The 18974-nt window shown below is 66.0% G+C and carries 18 protein-coding genes; 16 read left to right on the plus strand and 2 right to left on the minus strand.

Translation table 11 applies throughout. From position 1 onward, the window contains the following. Positions 1-34: 34 nt before the first annotated feature. The 6 genes from AB7F10_RS12950 to AB7F10_RS12975 all read left to right on the plus strand — a co-directional run bounded on the left by AB7F10_RS12950 (position 35) and on the right by AB7F10_RS12975 (position 5883). The gene (locus tag AB7F10_RS12950) at positions 35-811 is read left to right on the plus strand and encodes a Cro/CI family transcriptional regulator (protein ID WP_428562427.1); all 777 of its coding nucleotides are present in this window, start codon (positions 35-37) and stop codon (positions 809-811) included. Positions 812-840: 29 nt separating this feature from the next. Then, positions 841-1053 carry a twin-arginine translocation signal domain-containing protein gene (locus AB7F10_RS12955; RefSeq protein ID WP_428562425.1) on the plus strand — a complete coding sequence of 71 codons (213 nt, stop codon included), beginning with the start codon at positions 841-843 and terminating at the stop codon, positions 1051-1053. A gap of 11 nt (positions 1054-1064) precedes the next feature. Then, the gene (locus AB7F10_RS12960; RefSeq protein ID WP_428562423.1) at positions 1065-4004 is read left to right on the plus strand and encodes a formate dehydrogenase subunit alpha; all 2940 of its coding nucleotides are present in this window, start codon (positions 1065-1067) and stop codon (positions 4002-4004) included. Positions 4005-4016: 12 nt separating this feature from the next. Continuing rightward, a complete protein-coding gene (gene fdh3B, locus AB7F10_RS12965) occupies positions 4017-4613 on the plus strand; it encodes a formate dehydrogenase FDH3 subunit beta (RefSeq protein ID WP_428562421.1) in 597 nt (198 codons plus the stop codon). 79 nt (positions 4614-4692) lie between these two features. Continuing rightward, positions 4693-5718, plus strand: coding sequence for a formate dehydrogenase subunit gamma (locus AB7F10_RS12970; protein WP_428562419.1), 1026 nt, complete (start codon positions 4693-4695; stop codon positions 5716-5718). A 36-nt stretch (positions 5719-5754) separates the two neighbouring features. Beyond that, the gene (locus AB7F10_RS12975; RefSeq protein WP_428562417.1) at positions 5755-5883 is read left to right on the plus strand and encodes a hypothetical protein; all 129 of its coding nucleotides are present in this window, start codon (positions 5755-5757) and stop codon (positions 5881-5883) included. A gap of 73 nt (positions 5884-5956) precedes the next feature. Here AB7F10_RS12975 and leuD read toward each other — a convergent pair whose 3' ends face one another. Both leuD and leuC read right to left on the minus strand, forming a co-directional pair. Then, entirely contained in the window at positions 5957-6568 is a 612-nt protein-coding gene (gene leuD / locus AB7F10_RS12980) for a 3-isopropylmalate dehydratase small subunit (protein ID WP_428562415.1), read from the minus strand. Positions 6569-6573: 5 nt separating this feature from the next. Next, a complete protein-coding gene (leuC, locus tag AB7F10_RS12985; RefSeq protein ID WP_428562413.1) occupies positions 6574-7995 on the minus strand; it encodes a 3-isopropylmalate dehydratase large subunit in 1422 nt (473 codons plus the stop codon). Positions 7996-8105: 110 nt separating this feature from the next. Between leuC and AB7F10_RS12990 the strand changes: the two genes are divergently transcribed. The 10 genes from AB7F10_RS12990 to AB7F10_RS13035 all read left to right on the plus strand — a co-directional run bounded on the left by AB7F10_RS12990 (position 8106) and on the right by AB7F10_RS13035 (position 18972). Then, the gene (locus AB7F10_RS12990) at positions 8106-9005 is read left to right on the plus strand and encodes a GntR family transcriptional regulator (protein WP_428562411.1); all 900 of its coding nucleotides are present in this window, start codon (positions 8106-8108) and stop codon (positions 9003-9005) included. A gap of 17 nt (positions 9006-9022) precedes the next feature. Further along, entirely contained in the window at positions 9023-10258 is a 1236-nt protein-coding gene (locus AB7F10_RS12995) for an ABC transporter substrate-binding protein (RefSeq protein ID WP_428562409.1), read from the plus strand. 70 nt (positions 10259-10328) lie between these two features. Then, positions 10329-11201: a branched-chain amino acid ABC transporter permease gene (locus AB7F10_RS13000; RefSeq protein WP_428562407.1), complete on the plus strand. Its 873-nt coding sequence runs from the start codon at positions 10329-10331 to the stop codon at positions 11199-11201. Continuing rightward, complete coding sequence (locus AB7F10_RS13005) at positions 11198-12184, plus strand: branched-chain amino acid ABC transporter permease (protein ID WP_428562405.1); 987 nt, start codon at positions 11198-11200, stop codon at positions 12182-12184. Before AB7F10_RS13000 ends, AB7F10_RS13005 begins: the two co-directional genes overlap by 4 nt. Next, positions 12177-12938, plus strand: coding sequence for an ABC transporter ATP-binding protein (locus tag AB7F10_RS13010; RefSeq protein WP_428562403.1), 762 nt, complete (start codon positions 12177-12179; stop codon positions 12936-12938). Before AB7F10_RS13005 ends, AB7F10_RS13010 begins: the two co-directional genes overlap by 8 nt. Before the next feature lie 4 nt (positions 12939-12942). Beyond that, complete coding sequence (locus AB7F10_RS13015; protein ID WP_428562479.1) at positions 12943-13644, plus strand: ABC transporter ATP-binding protein; 702 nt, start codon at positions 12943-12945, stop codon at positions 13642-13644. A gap of 3 nt (positions 13645-13647) precedes the next feature. After that, positions 13648-14550 (plus strand): isocitrate lyase/PEP mutase family protein, encoded by a 903-nt coding sequence (locus AB7F10_RS13020; RefSeq protein WP_428562401.1) that lies wholly within the window; start codon positions 13648-13650, stop codon positions 14548-14550. Next, positions 14550-16304: a hydantoinase B/oxoprolinase family protein gene (locus AB7F10_RS13025; RefSeq protein ID WP_428562399.1), complete on the plus strand. Its 1755-nt coding sequence runs from the start codon at positions 14550-14552 to the stop codon at positions 16302-16304. The genes AB7F10_RS13020 and AB7F10_RS13025 overlap by 1 nt, the downstream gene beginning before the upstream one ends. Continuing rightward, positions 16301-18376, plus strand: coding sequence for a hydantoinase/oxoprolinase family protein (locus AB7F10_RS13030; RefSeq protein WP_428562397.1), 2076 nt, complete (start codon positions 16301-16303; stop codon positions 18374-18376). The genes AB7F10_RS13025 and AB7F10_RS13030 overlap by 4 nt, the downstream gene beginning before the upstream one ends. Next, positions 18373-18972 carry a cysteine hydrolase family protein gene (locus AB7F10_RS13035; RefSeq protein ID WP_428562395.1) on the plus strand — a complete coding sequence of 200 codons (600 nt, stop codon included), beginning with the start codon at positions 18373-18375 and terminating at the stop codon, positions 18970-18972. Before AB7F10_RS13030 ends, AB7F10_RS13035 begins: the two co-directional genes overlap by 4 nt. Positions 18973-18974: the final 2 nt, after the last annotated feature.

Here is an 18974-nt window from a genome sequence, read left to right on the forward strand (position 1 = left end):
GACTGCTGGGACGCTTCATTCAGAGGATCGCGACGTGCGTGACGCCGGTCTGAAACAAGCAATCGATAAAGTCGGCAGCGTGTCCGAGCTGGCGCGCCGCATCGGAATTGCCCAGCCCTCCGTCTCAAATTGGGACCGCATCCCTGCGGACCGCGTCGTCATGGTTGAGGCCGTGACCGGTATCCCGCGCACGCGTTTGCGGCCTGACCTGTACAGCGAGGCGCCGGTGTCAGGCGAAATCGATGAGATCGATGCGGAGCGCGCACGCGAATATGCGCTGTTGTCGGCGCTGCTGTCCCGCGCGCCCTCGGCGGCATTCCTCGGTCAACTCGGCAGGCTCCGCGGCGGCGCGACGCCGATCGGTCTTGCTCACGCGCGCCTTGGCGAGGCCGCTGCGCAGGCCGCTCCTGCGGCTGTCGAGCGGGAGTTCTTCGATCTGTTCATCGGCATCGGCCGAAGCGAGTTGCTGCCCTATGCCTCGTACTATCTCACCGGCTTTCTCAACGAGCGCCCGCTCGCGCGGCTGCGCGAGGATATCGCGGCGCTCGGCATCGAGCGTGTCGATGGCAATCACGAGCCGGAAGATCACGCCGCGACGCTGTGCGAAATCATGTCCGGCCTTGCAGCGCGCAGCTTCCCGGCCCCGCCGGGCGCGGAGCGCGAGCTGTTCGAAAAACACATTCAGCCCTGGATGGGCCGCCTGTTCGCCGACATGGAAAACGCGGCAGGCGCCGTGTTCTACCGCAGCGTGGGGACGCTCGGCCGGTTGTTTCTGGACATCGAAAGAGAAGCTTTCGCGCTCGCCGATTGAGCGCGCGAACACATGAAGGAGCAAGCGCGATGCATGCGAAGCCGAAGGACGAGCAAAAGACCGTAGGTCGTCGTGACTTCCTGCGCGCGATCGGCGCCGGCGCGGTCGGCGCCGCGGCGTCCGCTCCGCTCGCCGGCGAAGCTCTGGCCGCGACCGAGAGCGCCGATGAGCAACGCAAGTCGCGCTACAAGGAAACCGATCACATCAAGCGCTACTACAGCGTCAACCGCTATCCGGGTTGAGGGAGGGAGTCATGCTGACGAAAAGAGCAGAACGCCAGTCCCGCCGCGGATCCCTGTCGGGCAAATTCGCCGTCCAGGCCGAGGGGCTTGACCGCCGCTCGTTCCTGCGCCGCTCCGGTCTCGTCGCCGGCGGTCTCGCCGTCGCGGGAACGCTGCCGCTCGGCAGCGTCCGCAAGGCGGAGGCCGCGGCCGCCGGTCCGCTGACGGCCGGCGCCACGGTTCGCAAGAGCATCTGCACGCATTGCGCGGTCGGATGCACCGTGACCGCGGAAGTCGTGAACGGCGTCTGGGTCGGCCAGGAGCCGAGCTGGGACAGCCCGATCAATCGCGGTTCGCATTGCGCCAAGGGCGCCTCGGTGCGCGAACTGGTGCACAGCGAGCGGCGTCTTCGCTATCCGATGAAGCTCGTCAACGGTCAGTGGACGCGCGTGTCGTGGGATGTCGCGATCAACGAGATCGGCGACCGCCTGATGCAGATTCGCGGCAAGTCGGGCGCCGACTCGGTCTACTGGCTCGGCTCCGCGAAGATGACCAACGAGGGCTCGTACTGGTTCCGCAAGCTTGGCGCCTATTGGGGCACCAACAACACGGATCACCAGGCGCGCATCTGCCATTCGACGACGGTGACCGGCGTGGCCAATACCTGGGGCTACGGCGCGATGACCAACAACCTCAACGACATGCGCAATGCGAAGACGATGCTCTATATCGGCAGCAATGCCGCTGAGGCGCATCCCGTCGGCATGCAGCACATGCTGGAGTCGAAGGAGCTCAACAAGGGCAACTTCATCGTGTTCGATCCGCGCATGACGCGCACCGCGGCGCACGCGACCGAATACGCGCGCTTCCGTCCTGGCACTGACATCCCCGTGCTGTATGGGCTGATGTGGCACATCCTGAAGAATGGATGGGAAGACAAGGAATTCATCCGCCAGCGCGTTTACGGTTTCGACGATCTCCGCAAGGAAGTGGAGAAGTGGAATCCGGAAGAGTGCGAGCGTGTCTCCGGCGTTCCGGGCGCGCAGATGGAACGCATCGCCAAGAAGTTCGCTACCGAGAAGCCGTCGACGATCATCTGGTGCATGGGTCAGACGCAGCACACGGTCGGCACCGCCAACGTGCGCGCCAGCTGCATCCTGCTGCTAATGACCGGCAACATCGGCAAGCAGGGCACCGGCGCGAACATCCTGCGCGGTCACGACAACGTGCAGGGCGCCACCGACGTCGGCCTCGATATCGTGACGCTGCCGTTCTACTACGGCCTCGCCGAAGGCGCGTGGCAGCACTGGTCGCGGGTCTGGGAGACCGACTTCGAGTGGTTCAAGTCGCGCTTCGACGATCCGAAGATGATGAACACGCCCGGCATTCCGCTGACGCGGTGGTTCGATGCGGTGTTGCTGCCGAAGGATCAGGTCGCGCAGAAGGATACGCTGAAGGCGATGTTCGTGCAGGGACACGCCAGCAACAGCATCACGCGCATTCCTGAATCGATGAAGGCGCTCAAGGCGCTCGAGTTGCTCGTCATCGCCGACCCGCATCCGACCACCTGGGCGTCGCTGTCGGTGCAGGCGGGCCGCAAGGACGGCACCTATCTGCTCCCGGTTGCGACCCAGTTCGAATGTGCAGGCTCCCGCGTTGCGACGGGCCGGCAGATACAGTGGGGCGAGCAGGTGGTGAAGCCGATCTTCGAGTCGAAGGACGATCTCGAGATCATGTATCTGCTCGCGAAGAAACTCGGCTTCGCCGACAAGATGTTCAAGAACATCAAGGTCGAGAACAATCTGCCGGTTGCGGAGGACATCCTGCGCGAAATCAACCGCGGCAGCTGGTCGACGGGCTATTGCGGCCAGTCGCCGGAGCGGCTGAAGGCGCACATGAAGAACCAGCACAAGTTCGACCTGGTGAGTACGCGCGCGCCTAAGGACGATCCGGAAGTCGGCGGCGACTATTACGGCCTGCCGTGGCCGTGCTGGGGCTCGCCCGAGGTCAGGCATCCGGGCACGCCGCTGCTTTACGCGCCGTTCCGTTCGGCGATGGACGGTGGCGGCACGTTCCGTCCGCGCTTCGGTCTCGAGCGCGAGGAAAAGCTGCCGGACGGCACGACGCGCAAGGTCAGCCTTCTCGCCGATGGCGTCTATTCGGAAGGCTCCGACATCAAGGACGGCTATCCCCAGTTCACCTACGGCATGCTGAAGAAACTCGGCTGGGATAGCGAACTGACGGCGCAGGAGCTTGCCACGATCAACAAGATCGGCGGCGACAAGGCCGATGGCGTGGCATGGTCGACCGACCTGTCGGGCGGCATCCAGCGCATCGCGCTGAAACACGGTTGCATCCCCTACGGCAACGGCAAGGCGCGCATGAATGCGTTCGGCTTGCCGGATCCGATCCCGGTGCATCGCGAGCCGATCTACACGCCGCGCGTCGATCTCGTCTCGAAATATCCGACGCTGCCCGACGCCAAGCAGTTCCGGCTGCCGAATATCGGCTTCTCGCTGCAGAAGGCGGCGATCGAGAAGGGCATCGCCAAGCAGTTCCCGCTGATTCTCTCGTCCGGCCGTCTGGTCGAATACGAGGGCGGCGGTGAGGAAACCCGCACCAATCCGTGGCTCGCCGAGTTGCAGCAGGACATGTTCATCGAGATCAGTCCGGCGGATGCGGCCGAGCGCGGCATCAAGGACGGCGGCTGGGTCTGGGTGACCGGCGCGGAAAACAGCGCCAAGGCCAAGATGAAGGCGCTGGTGACCGAGCGCGTCGGCAAGGGCGTCGCCTGGATGCCCTTCCACTTCGGCGGCTGGTTCGGCGGCGTCGATCTGCGCGACCACTATCCGAAGGGAACCGATCCGTACGTGCTCGGCGAGAGCGCGAACACGATCACAACCTACGGCTACGACCCGGCGACGGGCATGCAGGAGCCGAAAGTCACCCTCTGTCAGATCGCGGCGGCATAAGGAGCAACGGCCATGGCACGTATGAAATTCCTCTGCGACGCCGATCGTTGCATCGAGTGCAACGCCTGCGTCACCGCTTGCAAGAACGAGCACGAGGTTCCGTGGGGCATCAACCGCCGCCGCGTCGTCACGCTCAATGACGGCAAGCCGGGCGAGCGCTCGATCTCGATGGCCTGCATGCACTGCACCGACGCGCCCTGCGCGTCGGTTTGTCCGACCAACGTGTTCTACACGACCGCTGACGGCGTCGTGCTGAACAACAAGGACCTGTGCATCGGCTGCGGCTACTGCTTCTACGCCTGCCCGTTCGGTGCGCCGCAATATCCGAAAACGACGAACTTCGGATCGCGCGGCAAGATGGACAAGTGCACGTTCTGCGCCGGCGGCCCGGAAGCGGACGGCAGCAAGGAAGAATACGCGAAATACGGCGCCAACCGGCTTGCCGAAGGCAAGCTGCCGCTGTGCGCCGAAATGTGCTCGACCAAGTCGCTGCTCGCCGGCGACGGCGAGATCATCGCGACCATCTACAAGGAGCGGGTGGCCAAGCGCGGCTACGGCTCCGGCGCCTGGGGCTGGCAGACGGCTTATCGCGAGTCGATTGCGACCTGACGATTTCTCCGACGGCGCTTATGCGCGCCGCCGGCATTGACGTTTTGTTCAACGGACGAATTCGACAGTGGAGGATGGGATGGCGAAACTCATCGCACAGCTTCGACTGGTCGCCGGGGCGATGGCTCTGGCCATCATCGTTGCGGTGGCCGCGCCGCAGGTGTCCTCGGCGCAGCAGCCGGTCAACCCGACCGCGAATGCCGTGCAGGAGCAGCAACTGCTCAAGTCGCTGAAGACCATCGACGGCCGCGGCACCATTCCTGACAAGAAGTCCTATGTGCTTGAGCAGCCCGGCCGCGACTGGCGGCATTTTCATCAGGTTACGCTGCACTGGATCGGCGGTATCGCCATCCTCGGCGTGCTCGCCTTGCTCGTCATCTTCTATCTCACACGAGGCATGATCCGCATCGAGAGCGGTCGCTCCGGCAGAACCGTCGTCCGCTTTACCGCTGTCGAGCGCTTCGTGCATTGGCTGACAGCCACCTGCTTCATCATCCTCGCGCTGTCGGGACTGAACATCACATTTGGCCGCGCGCTGCTGCTGCCCTTGATCGGGCCCGGCGCTTTCACGACCTGGTCGGAGTTCGCCAAATACGCGCATAATTACCTTAGCTTCCCGTTCACGATCGGCGTGGTCGCGATCTTCCTGATGTGGATCGCGGGAAATATTCCGAACCGGGTCGACGTCGAATGGCTGAAGCGTGGTGGCGGCATGGTCGGTCACGATCATCCGCCGGCCTATCGCTTCAACGCCGGCCAGAAGATGATCTACTGGATCGTCGTGATCGGCGGCACCGCGGTCGCGGTCACCGGCTATCTGCTGATGTTCCCGTTCTACGGCGGCCTCGGTGTCGGGGACATGCAGATCGCGCAGGTCGTGCATGGCGTCGTGGCCGTGCTGTTCGTCGCCGCGATGCTCGGCCACATTTATATCGGCACCATCGGCATGGAAGGCGCCTTCGAGGCGATGGGCGAGGGCACCGTCGATGTCAATTGGGCGAAAGAGCATCACCGGCTCTGGCTCGAGGACGAAATGGGGCGCGTCGGTCCGAACGAGTCGCAGTCTCAGCCGCAGGCCCGGCCGATGGCGACGCCGGCCGAATAGCGAGAGTGCTGTCGAATTTCATCGAGGATTGAAATCATGAAAGCTTTTATCAGCGCGTGTATCGTCGCGATTATCGTCGCCGGGGTTGGGCTGTTCGTGCTGCAGAGCCTTCAGGTGCCGGCGGACGTCGCTTTCAGCACCAGTTCCGTTCGGCTTGGTTCGTAGCGGCTCTTCGTCGCGCCTCGAAACAAACGCCCGGCAGCGCCGGGCGTTTTGCATTCGTGGGCTGTAGAAGGGCTCAGGCCGGCGTCGCCCAGGGGCGCCGCTGGCGCGATGCCGCCTTGAAGGTTGCAATCCTGTCGCGATAGCTCTCGGTCAGATCCACGTCGTCCCAGCCGTTGAGAAGCTGGTTGCGGCTGACCGGGTCGATTGCGAAGCTGTAGGTCCGCTCGCCGCAGGCGATTGTTTGCCGTTCGAGATCGACGACGATCTGTTGCGCAGGATCAGTGCTCACCGCTGCTCCGAGTTCGGCAATCGCATCCTCGGTCAGCGCCGCCGTCAGCAGTCCGTTCTTGACCGCATTCTGCGCGAAGATGTCGCCGAACGAGGGCGCGATAACGCAGCGGAAGCCGTAATCGTAGACGGCATAGACGGCCGCCTCGCGCGATGAACCGCCGCCGAAATTACGGCCTGCGAGCAAAATCTTTGCGCCATTCCAGCGCGGATCGTTGAGCGGGAAATCGCCGCGCGGCTTGTCGTCGGCGTCGAAGCGCAGGTCGCGCAGCAGCACGGTGCCGAGGCCGCGGGAGCGCGGCCATTTCAGGAAGCGCGCCGGCAGCAGCTGGTCGGTGTTGACGTTCGCCAGCATCAGCGGGCAGGCGGTGGCGGTGAGACGGGTAAACTTGTCCATGCGCGTTACGCCTTTCGCCCTGCGATCAGCGGGCGCACGTCGGCGAGGTGGCCGGCGACCGCTGCGGCCGCGACCATCGCCGGCGACATCAAATGGGTGCGCGCGCCGGGTCCTTGCCGGCCGCGGAAGTTGCGGTTGGTGGTGGAGGCGCAGCGTTCGCCCGGCGGCACGAGGTCGCCGTTGATGCCGACGCACATCGAGCAGCCGGCGTCGGCCCATTCGAGCCCGGCGTCGCGGAAGATGCGGTCGAGGCCTTCCTGCTCGGCCTGCTGTTTCACCAGCGAGGAGCCGGGCGACACCAGCCCCGGCACTTTACTCGCGCGGCCGGCGAGCACGGCCGCCGCGGCGCGCAGGTCGTCGATGCGCGAATTGGTGCAGGAGCCGATGAACACCCGGTCGATGACGATGTCGGTCAGCTTCGCCCCCGGCGCGATGCCCATATAGTCGAGTGCCTCGCGGATGTATTTCGCGCGCGCGGGGTCGTTTTCCCGCGCCGGGTCGGGCGCGCGGCCGTCGATCGGCAGTGCGTCGTCGGGCGTGGTGCCCCAGGTCACGATGGGCGCGACGCCGGTGGCGTCGAGCGTCACCTCGCGGTCGAACGCGGCATCTGCGTCGGTCGGCAGCTTCGCCCAGTCCGCGACTGCGCGCTCGAAATCGGCCCCCTTCGGCGCGAAGGGCCGGCCCTTGAGATAGGCGAAGGTCGTCTCGTCCGGCGCGACCATGCCGCAGCGTCCCCCCGCTTCAATGGACATATTGCAGAGCGTGAGCCGGCCTTCCATGCCGAGTGCGCGGATCGCGCTGCCGGCGAATTCGATGGCGTGTCCCTGCGCGCCGTCCGCGCCGATCTTTGCAATGATCGCGAGCGCAATGTCTTTCGCCGCAATGCCCGGCGCGGCCGTGCCGTCGACCGCGATGCGCATGCGCTTTGGCTTCTTCTGCCACAGCGTTTGCGTCATCAGCACATGCGCGACTTCCGATGCGCCGATGCCGAAGGCGTAGGCGCCGAACGCGCCGTGCGTGGAGGTGTGGCTGTCGCCGCAGACGATCAGCAGGCCGGGCAGGGTCAGTCCCTGTTCCGGTCCGACGACATGGACGATGCCCTGGCGCGGGTCCCGCAATCCGAACAACGTGATGCCGTTTTCCGCCGTGTTGGCTTCGAGCTTGCGCACCATCTCGGCAATCTCGGGATCGGCGATGCCGTTGGCGCGGTTGCGGGTCGGCACATAATGGTCCGCGATGCCGAAGGTGAGGCCGGGCTCGGCCGCGTGGCGACCGCGCGCCGTCATCTGGCTGAAGGCGTGGAACGAGCCTTCGTGGACATAATGACGGTCGACCCACAGCAGGGCCGCGCCGTCCTCGCGGCGTACGATCTCGTGCGCCGCCCACAGCTTGTCGAACAGGGTCCGTGGCTTGCTCATGGGGCGCATGTGTTCGCTGGTGGCTGCGTCTTCAAGCCTTCGTTGCAGGCTTGCCGAGGGTCCGCAATATTGTATTCTAAAAGATACCAAGTAAAGCGGGGCCGGAGCGGCGCCCGCCGGTGCAGGGGGGCGTTGCGTTGCGCGACTGGCTTGGCGAGGCGAAGGCAAAGCAGGTCTACCTGGTCCTGCGCGACCGCATCCTCAGCGGAGCGCTCGGCTTCGGCGCACGGCTTCCCAACGAGAATAAACTGGCCGGCGCGCACGGCGTCTCCCGCGTCACCGTGCGGCGGGCGCTGCACGAACTGGCCCGCGAGCGGCTGATCGAGCGTCGCCGCAGCGCAGGTACCACCGTCATCTACCGCCCGTCGCCGGCGCCGATCACCGCCGATATTTCCGGTGTGCTCGCCAATCTCGCCGAGATGGGCCGGCGCACCACCGCGAAACTCCTGTCGTTCGATTATGTGCCGGCGGAAGGCGCGGTCGCGGAAGCGCTCGGCGCCGGGTCGGACCAGCTCTTGCAGCGCGCGGTGCGCGTGCGCTCGGTCGACGGACTTCCATTCTCCTATCTCGTCACCCATGTGCCGGAGAGCGTGTCGGTCACCTTCACGCGGCAGGAGTTGGCGTCGCGACCGCTGCTCGATCTCCTGGAGCGCGCCGGCGTCAAGGTCGGTCATGCGCGGCAGCGCATCAGCGCCGGGCTTGCGACGCCGGAGGTCGCCCGCGCGCTCGACGTGCGCAGTGGCTCGCCGCTGATCGAGCTTGTCCGCGTGGTCTACGATCGCGACGGCCGCGGCGTCGAGCATCTGCACGCGCTCTATCGGCCCGACCGCTATGCCTTCGAGATCGAACTGGTGCGCTCCGGCGCGGCGGCGGAGCGGGGATGGTCCCCCATCGTGCGCGGCAACGGGGATGTGGCCGGAAACGGCCCGATCGTTCATGTTTCAACGACGAAAAAGACGTCAACATCAAGCAGACTGCAAAACAAAATCAAGGCGTCCGGTTTTCGGCCGCCGCGATAACACGAGGGAGAACGACGATGTCCGACCAGAAGAATCACTTCAGCCGCCGCCAGTTTCTCGCCACCACTGCGCTTGGCGCCATGGCAACCGCGACCGGCGCCATGTCGATGCCGGCTGTGCTTCGCGCCCAGGGCAGCTCGGTCAAGATCGGCGTGTTGCAGCCGGTGACCGGCGCGCTGTCCTATTCGGGCACGCAAGGCCGCCTCGGTGCGATGATGGCGATCGAGGACATCAACAAGGCTGGCGGCGTCAAGGCGCTCGGCGGCGCCAAGATCGAGGCGGTCGCCGGTGACGCGCAATCGACCCCGGCCGGCGGCACCGCCGAAGTCGAGAAAATGAATTCGGCGGGCGTGGCTTGCATCGTCGGCGGTTACGCCTCCGCGATCTGCCTCGCCACTACGCAGGCCGCCGCGCGCTACGATCTGCCTTATGTCGTCGACGTCGGCGTTGCCGACCAGATCGTCAAGCGCGGCCTGAAGAACACCTTCCGTTTCGGCCCCGGCTTCGGCGTCATCGCCAACACCGCGCTTGAAAACCTCGTGAAGATCAACGATGCGGCCGGCAAGCCGGCCAAGACCGTGATGATCGTTCACGAAGACTCGCTGTTCGGTTCGGGCCTTGCGAAGCTTCTCAACGCGCAGCTGCCGGGCAAGGGTTTTCAGGTGCTGGAGACCATTCCGCATCCGACGCCGACCCGCGACTTCAACAACGTCGTGCTGAAGATCAAGGCCAACAACCCGGACATCGTGATCCCGGCGAATTACTACAACGAGTATGTCCTGCTCGCCCGCACCATGCAGCAGCAGCAGGTGCGTCCGAAGGGCATCTACTCGGTGCTCGGCGGCGCGGCCTCGTCCTACAAGTTCGTCAAGGAATTCCCGGAAGCCGCCAATGGCATCATGGACTGCAACCACTGGTTCAATCCGCTGAACGCCAAGGCGATGGATGTGAAGAAGCGCGTCGAGGCGCAGGGCCAGTTCTACACCTACGAGGTCTATATGAACTATTCCTGCGTCGGCCTCGTCGCCGACGCGCTGGAGCGGGCGGGCTCGGCCGATCGCGCCAAGCTGACCGCCGCGCTGGCCGCGTCCACCTGGGGCGGCCACATCATGCCCTATGGCCCGACCAAGTTCGTCGATGGCCAGAACACCGGCGCAGCCCCCTGCAACACGCAGGTGCAGGGCAACGACATCAAGGTGATCCTGCCGTCGGAGTTCGCGAACGGCAAAGCCATGTTCCCGATGAAGGCCTGATCGCTGCCACTCTCTCGCGGGCGGCGGATGCCGCCGCCCGCTTCCTCGTTGTTGCGTCGTTCGGTGCGTCGTGCTGTCGCCCATTATCCTCACCACTGCCGTCCTAAACGGCCTGTTGACCGGAGCGGTCTACGCGCTGGTGGCGCTCGGGCTGACGCTGATCTACGGCGTTCTGCACATCATCAACTTTGCGCACGGCGCGCTGCTGACCGCGGCGATGTTCGCCGCTTACTTTGCCTTCCAGACGCTTGGCTTCGATCCTTATCTCGCCGCCTTTATTCTCGCGCCGGCGTTTTTCGTATTCGGCTATGCGCTGCAGCGTTTCATCATCGGACCGACGTCGCACGGCGACGACCGCAACATGCTGCTCGTCACGCTCGGCCTCGCAGTCGTGATCGAAAACGCGCTGTTGTTCGCGTTTCGGGGCGATACGCGCACCATCGAGGTGCCCTATGCGTTTCAGACGATCAATCTCGGCTTCACGTTTCTGGCAGTGCCGCGGCTGGTCGGCTTCGTCGCGGTTTTCGTGGTGGCCTTTGCGCTGTGGCTCGTCATGACTCTGACCGACACCGGCCGCGCCATTCGCGCGGTTGCGAAGGAGAAGCTCGGCGCCGAGCTTGCTGGCATCGATGTCGCGCATGTCTACGCGGTGACCTTCGGCCTCGGCACGGCCTGTGTCGCCGTCGCCGCCTGCCTGTTGATCCCGAGCTACTATGTGAACCCGACGGCGGGGAATGCCTTCGTGCTGGTCGCCTTTACGATTGTCGTGCTGGGCGGCATGGGCTCGGTGCCCGGTGCGCTGATCGGCGGCCTCGTCATCGGCGTGGTCGAAAGCTTGTCGGGCCTGTTTCTCGGTGAATCGCTCGGCCAGATCGGCATCTTCCTCATCTTCATCGCGGTACTGCTGGTGCGCCCGCGCGGCCTGTTCGGAGCACGGGCATGAGGAGCTTCGTGCCCATCGCGGTCGTCGTCGCGGGACTCGCTGCGGTGCCGCTTGTCGTGCACTCCAATGTGACGCTCAATTTCCTCGTCGTCGCGCTGATGATCGCGCTCGCGGGGCAGGGCTGGAACATTCTCGGTGGCTATGGCGGGCAATATTCGTTCGGCCATGCCGCCTTCTTCGGCACGGGTGCCTATGTCACCGCGATCCTGCAGATGCGCTATGGCGTCAATGCTTGGCTGGCTTTCGCGCTCGGCATTGCCGGTGGCGCGCTGGTCAGCGCCGTGGTCGGCGCGCTCAGTTTCCGCTCCGGCCTGCGCGGTTCGTATTTCGCGCTGGTGACCCTCGCCTTCGCCGAAGTGCTGCGGATCGTCGCCAGCGTCGCGCCGATCACCGGCGCGGGCGTCGGTACGCTGGTCAAGCTCGATCTTCGTTTCGCGGCATTGCAGTTCGAAAGCCGTGCCATCTTCTACTGGGTCATTCTGGCACTGGTCGCCGTCGCGCTGGTGGTGACGCATCTGATCGAGCGGTCGCGCTTCGGTGCCTGGCTCGTCGCGGTGCGCGAGAACGAGAACGCGGCGATGGCGCTCGGCGTCAACGCCACGGCGGTCAAGCTCGCGGCGATGGTGATCTCCGCGGCGATCACCGCCGCGGCCGGCTGCTTCTATACGCAGTATTTTCTGTTCGTGGACTCGGGCATCGCCTACGGCACCTGGATGTCGATCGAGGCGCTGCTGGTGCCGATCATCGGCGGGGTCGGCACGCTGTTCGGTCCGCTCATCGGCGCGCTGGTGGTCCGGGCGCTTGGAGAGGCGGCACTGCTGGTCACCGGCGATGCGCCGGGTCTCGATCTCGTGGTGTTCGGCTGCGTGCTGGTGCTGGTCGTCGGCCTGTCGCCGCGCGGCCTGATGGGTGGCATTGCGAACCTGATCGTGAGGTTCCGCGGGCGTGGCGCGTCCGCGGGGGAGGCCGGTCATCATGGCTGATTTGGCTGAACCGCTGCTTGCCGTGCGCGACGTCACCCGCCGCTTCGGCGGGTTGGTCGCCGTCGACAACGTGACGCTGGCGGCGCCGCAAGCGCGCATCACCGCGCTGATCGGCCCCAATGGGGCCGGGAAAACGACCCTGTTTTCAATGATTTCCGGCTTTCTCAAGCCCAGCGCCGGCGCCATCCGCTTTTGCGGCGACGACATCGCCGGCGAGCCACCGCACCGCCTCGCGCGGCGGGGCATCGCGCGCACCTTCCAGATCGTCCAGCCGTTCGCAGGGCTCTCGGTGCGCGACAATATTCGCGTCGGCGCGCATCTGCGCCACCGGGGGCGCGAGGAGGCCGGGCAGGTGGCGGAGGAGGTGAGCCGCGAGGTCGGCCTGGCGGCGATGCTCGACCGGCCGGCCGATACGCTGACGATTGCAGGCCGCAAGCGGCTCGAGTTGGCCCGTGCGCTGGCGACCGGGCCGAAGCTGTTGCTGCTTGACGAGGTGCTGGCCGGTCTCAACCCGTCCGAGATCCGCGAGATCGTTCCGGTGATCCGCGCCTTGCGCGACCGCGGCATCACCATCGTGATGATCGAGCATGTCATGCAGGCTGTGATGAGCCTTGCCGAACACGTCTTCGTGCTCGCCGAAGGCAAGATCATCGCCGAGGGTGCGCCGGTCCAGGTCGCGGCCGACCCCGCCGTGATCGAGGCCTATCTCGGCCACGGCGCCGCCGCGCGGCTGGGGGCAGCACATGCCCAGTAATGCCTTGCTCGCCATCGAAGGGCTGCACGCCGGTTACGGCGAGACGCAGGTGTTGCGTGGCGTCGATCTCGCCGTCAACGATGGCGAGATCGTCGCCGTGCTCGGCTCGAACGGTGTCGGAAAATCGACGCTCAACCGCACCATCTCCGGCATCGTGCGCGCGCGCACTGGAACGATCCGCTTCGACGGTGGACGAATCGAGCGCGAGACGCCGCGCAGCATCGTCGCGCGGGGCTTGATCCATGTGCCGGAGGGGCGACGCATCTTCCCGAACCTGACCGTGCGCGAAAATCTCGACCTCGGCAGCTACGCCCGCGCCGGCCGGCGCCGCGCGCAGAATCGCGAGCGGGTATTCGCGATCTTCCCGCGCCTCCGGGAGCGGCATACGCAGATCGCCGGCACGCTGTCGGGCGGCGAGCAGCAGATGCTCGCCATCGGCCGCGGCCTGATGGCGGAGCCGCGCCTGATCATCCTCGACGAGCCGTCGCTCGGCCTGTCGCCGCTGTTGGTAGAGGAATTATTCGCGCTGATCCGGCGTATCCATGCCGAAGGCGTCTCGATCATGCTGGTCGAGCAGAACGTGATGCAGAGCCTCGAAGTCGCGAACCGCGCCTATATCCTTGCCGAAGGGCAATTCGTGATGTCCGGCGCGGCCAGCGACATCGCTTCCGATCCTGAACTCAAACGCGCTTATCTGGGACTGTGACGCATGCCGAAAACCTCTCTCCGTGATCGCCTGTCACGCCCGCCGATCCTTGTCGCGCCGGGCATCTACGATCCGCTCACCGCGCTGATCGCCGAAAAGGCCGGTTTCGAGGCGCTTTATGTCTCCGGCGCGGCTATCGCCTATACGAGGCTTGGCCGGCCCGATCTCGGCCTTGTCAGCCTCACCGAGGTCGCGGAAACCGTGGCGCTGATCCGGGATCGCGTCGATACGCATCTGGTCGTCGACGCCGACACCGGCTACGGCAATGCGCTCAATGTCGAGCGCACCGTGCGGCTTCTGGAGCGTGCCGGCGCGAACGCGATCCAGCTCGAGGATCAGGATTTTCCCAAACGCTGCGGCCATCTCGACGACAAGGTGCTGATCCCGGCGCCGGAAATGGCCGGCAAGATCAAGGCGGCGGTCGATGCACGTGCGTCGTCCGAAACCGTCATCATCGCCCGAACCGATGCGGTGGCCGTCGAAGGCTTCGACCGCGCGGTGGCGCGCGCCGCACTCTATCGCGAGGCCGGCGCCGACGTGCTGTTCATCGAAGCGCCGCGCGAGCGTTCGGAACTCGGCCGCATCGGCGCGCTGATGGGAAAGGCGACGCCGCTGATGGCCAACATGGTCGAGGGCGGCAAGACGCCGATCCTGTCGGCAGCCGAGCTGCAGGAGCTTGGCTTCTCCTTCGTGATCTTCCCCGGCGCCATCGTGCGTGCGCTCGCCAAGGCGGCGGAGGAGTTTTACGGGTCGCTGATGTCGAACGGCACCACGGACGTCTTCCGCAACCGCATGTTCGATTTCGATGCCCTCAACGCGCTGATTGGCACGCCGGACATGCTGGAGCGCGGCAAGGCCTATGCCGGCCTCGACAGCCCGCCGGACCGCAAGTCGGGGCAGCGTTGATGCGCACGCTCGACCCCGTCACGCTGGCCGTGCTGAACGGCCGCTTGGTGCAGATTGCCGACGAGATGGACGCGACGCTGTTTCGCTCGGCGTTCAATCCGATCATCGCGGAAGCGCACGATGCCTGCCACGGCCTTTATCACGCCGAGACCGGCGCGACGCTGGTGCAGGGTACCTCGGGCCTGCCGATCTTCGTCGGCGCGATGGCCTTTGCGGTCAAAGCCGTGATCGACCGGGTCGCTGCCGACGGAAATCTAAAGGAAGGCGACACTTATCTTTTCAACGACCCTTACGATGGCGGCACCCATCTCAACGACTTCCGGCTGGTGCGGCCGGTGATGCGCAAGGGCAAGGTGTTTGCCTGGCTCGCCTCGGTTGGCCACTGGCTCGATGTCGGTGGCAACGTGCCGGGCAATTTCAATGCCAAGGCGACTGAGAGCTTCCAGGAAGGCTTCCGCGTCCCGCCCGTAAAGCTGATCGACGGCGGCGTGTTCCGGCAGGATATCGTCGATATCCTCGCCGCCAACTCGCGGGTGCCGCAGTCGAACTGGGGCGACCTCAACGGCCAGCTCAACGCACTTCAGCTTGGCGAAGCCCGCGTCCATGCGCTGCTCGACGAATATGGCGACGACACCGTGCGCGCCGCGATGCAGGCGCTCTCGGAGCGCGCCGAGGCGCTGATGCGCGCCAACATCGCCTCGCTGCCGGACGGCACCTATTCCTGCGACGACTTCCTCGACAATGACGGCGTGTCGGATGAGCCGTTGCGCATCGCGCTCGACCTTTCGATCAAGGGCGACCGCATGGTGCTCGACTTCTCGCGCTCCTCGCCGCCGTGCCAGGGACCGCTGAACATCGCGCGCTCCACCGCCGTCGCCTGCTGCTATGTCGCGCTGAAACATCTGTTCACCGACGTGCCGGCCAATGCCGGCTGCCTCGCGCCGATCGACTTCGTCATCCCGGACACCACGCTGCTCGGCGTCAAGGCGCCGAAGCCGGTCGGTGGCTACACCGAGACGATCCTGCGCGTCATCGACACGGTGTTCGCCGCTTTCGCCAAGGCCGCGCCGGAGCGCGCCAATGGCGGGCCGTTCGCGACGATCAACGCGCTGTCGCTCGCCGGCTGGCGGGCGAACGGCGCGCGCTGGGTGATGTTCTGTTTCTTCGGCGGCGGGCTTGGCGGCAACCCGGAGGGCGACGGCCTCAATCACGGCAACAACCCGATCTCCACCGCGACCATCCCGCCGGCGGAAATCCTCGAGTCGCTTTATCCGGTGATGTTTACGCAATGGGCGCTGCGCCCGGATTCCGGCGGCCCCGGCCGCCATCGCGGCGGCGTCGGTGCAATCTATGAGGTCGAGGCGCTGAACGACGGCGACACCGATGTGTTCCTGCTCGGCGAGCGCGGCAAATATCCGCCGTTCGGCGTCAACGGCGGCAAGCCGGCGGCGCTCAATCGCTTCGTCTTCGATACGGACCACGGCGAGCGCACCCCGCCGCTGGTCTCGAAGATCACCGACGTCCGGATCAAGCGCGGCCAGCGGGTGCGGCTGGAAACGCCGGGCGGCGGCGGTTTCGGCGATCCGAAGTCGCGCGAACCGGCGCGGGTGGCGCGCGATGTGCGGCTCGGCCTTGTCTCGCAGGATGCCGCGCGCCGCGACTATGGCGTCGTCCTGAACGACGACGGCAGCGCGGACGAGAAAGCGACGCTGGCGTTGCGTCTCGATCCTCGCACCACGGGCGCGCGGGCATGAGCAAATCCGGCAACATGAGTGCAAAGCCGATTGTCGGCGTCGATGTCGGCGGCACCTTCACGGACCTGTTTTTGTTCGACGCCGCCGCCTGCAGCTTCCGCACCGCCAAGGTACCGTCGCAGCGCGGCGACGAGGCGAGCGGCTTCATGCAGGGGCTCGCGGTGTTGGGCGACGTGGCGGGCTTCGGCTCCATCGTCCACGGCACCACGGTCGGCACCAACACGCTGCTGGAACGGCGCGGCCCGCGCATCGGCGTCATCACCACGCGCGGCTTCCGTGACGTTCTGGAAATGCGCCGGCGCGATCGCCGAAAAACCTGGGGCCTGTGGGGCGAGTTTCTCCCGATCGCCGACCGTGACATGCGGCTCGAGGTCGACGAGCGCGTACTGGCCGACGGCACGGTACGCACGCCGGTCGATGTTGCGGCCGTCCGCAAAGCCGCCGAGACGCTGCGCGCGAAAGGCGCGCAGGCGCTGGCCATCATCTTCATTAATGCCTATGCCAATGCGGAGAACGAGCAGCTCGCGCTCGAGGCTGCCCGCACGGTATGGCCGAACGAGCACGTCACGGCCTCGCATCAGGTGCTCCCCGAGATTCGCGAGTTCGAGCGCGCGTCGACCACGGCGCTCAACGCCTATCTGCAGCCGGTGGTCGGCAACTATCTCGCCAAGCTCGAAGGCGCGCTCGCGCAGAACAGCTTCAGAGGCACGTTCCACATCGTGCAGTCGAACGGCGGCGTGATGTCGACCGTGACCGCGCGGCGACTGCCGGTACGCACCGCGCTGTCCGGTCCTGCGGCGGGCGTCATCGCGGCGGCGGCTATCGCGCGCGCCTGCGGGCAGGACAACATCATCACCTGCGACCTCGGCGGCACGTCGTTCGATGTCTCTCTTGTCGCCGGTGGCAAGCCGTCGCTCGCCGCGCAGACGGTGATCGACTTCGGCATGGTGGTGCGTACGCTGATGATCGAGATCACCACCATTGGCGCCGGCGGCGGCTCCATTGCCTCGGTCGATCGCGGCGGGCTGTTGCAGGTGGGTCCGGAAAGCGCCGGCTCGGTGCCGGGGCCGGCCTGCTACGGCGGCGGCAACGACCGGCCGACGCTGACGGATGCGCATGTCGTGCTCGGCCGCATCGATGCGGCGCGTCCGATCGGCGGCAAGCTCAAGCGTCTCGATGTCGAGGCGGCGCAGCGCGCGATTTTCCATCACGTCGGTCGGCCGCTGAACCTCGATCTGATGCAGGCGGCGGAGGCCATCGTGCGCGTCGCCGATGCGCGCATGGCGGGCGCGATCCGCCTCGTATCCATCGAGCGCGGTCACGATCCGAAGAAATTCGCCGCCATGCCGTTCGGTGGCGGCGGCGCGCTGCATGTCTCCGCCATGATCAAGGAAATCGGTCTGAAATGCGCGGTGGTGCCGCGCTTTCCGGGCGTCACCTCGGCGCTCGGCTGCGTCATCGCGGATTTGCGCCACGATCAGGTACAGACGGTCAACCTGCCCGCCGAAGGGCTCGACGCCGTCGCGCTCGACGCGCGCATGGTGACGGCGGGCAAGGAAGCGAAGGCCGTGGTCGATGCCGCCGGCATCGCGGTCGAGCGCATCGACGTGCAGTTCGAGCTCGACATGCATTATCTCGGACAGACCCACACCGTCGCGGTGCCGCTGCCGGTCGAGTATTCGGAGCAGGGCACCGGCATCGGCGAGGCCGTCGTGTGCGCGGCTTTCGAAAAATCTTATGCCGCCGCGTTTGGCCGACTGCTGCCGGGCATCCCGACGCGCATCGTCTCGCTGCGCGTCGCGGCGATCGGCCGGCGGCCGAAATTCGATCTTTCGGCCTTCGCCCCGGGCCGCGATTCCTCGCTCAGGATCGCCGCGAAAGGCACGCGCAAGGTCTACATTGAGGGCGAGTGGCACGACGCAAAGATATGGTCACGGCTCGATCTGCCGGCCGGCGCGGTGATCGAGGCGCCCGCGGTTCTGGAACAGCCGGACGCCACCATTTTCATCGATATCGGCCTGCGCGGCCGGGTCGACGACCTCGGCAATGTCATCGTGGAGCGCGTCCCATGAACCTCGCCTCGACAGGCTTGCTGCTGGCCGACCTGCAGAACGATTTCCTGCATGCGGACGGCGCCTATGCGCGCGGCGGCCAGACCAATGCCGACATCGCCGCCCTACCGGCCAGGCTGAAGCCCCTGGTCGACGCCTTCCGCGCTAAAGGCGGTTTGGTCATCGCCACGATGTTCACGCTGTCGCCGGGGCGCGGTGGCGAGCCGATCATCTCGCCGCACCTGAAGAAGCTGCGGCCGTTCCTTGCCAAGGGCGATTTCAAGCCCGGCTCGTGGGGTCAGCAGCTCGTCGATGAGCTCGGCCCCGCGGATATTGCAGTGGAGAAGATTGCGTTCTCGGCCTTTTACATGTCGCGGCTCGAATGGGTGCTGCGCAAGAGCGGCATCGAGCGGCTGGTGGTCGGCGGCATCGTCACCAATGGCGGCGTCGCGTCCACGGTGCGTGACGCGCATGTGCGCGACATCGACTGCACGGTGCTGGAGGACGGCTGCGCGGCTTTTTCACGTGAGGTTCATAAGCAGGCCATCGACGGCTTGCGTCCGGTGGCGAGGATCTCGACCGTCGCCGCCGTGCTGGCCGAGCTTGGCGCTTCATAGAT

The organism is Pseudolabrys sp., assembly GCF_050250095.1.
Lineage (GTDB): Bacteria > Pseudomonadota > Alphaproteobacteria > Rhizobiales > Xanthobacteraceae > Pseudolabrys.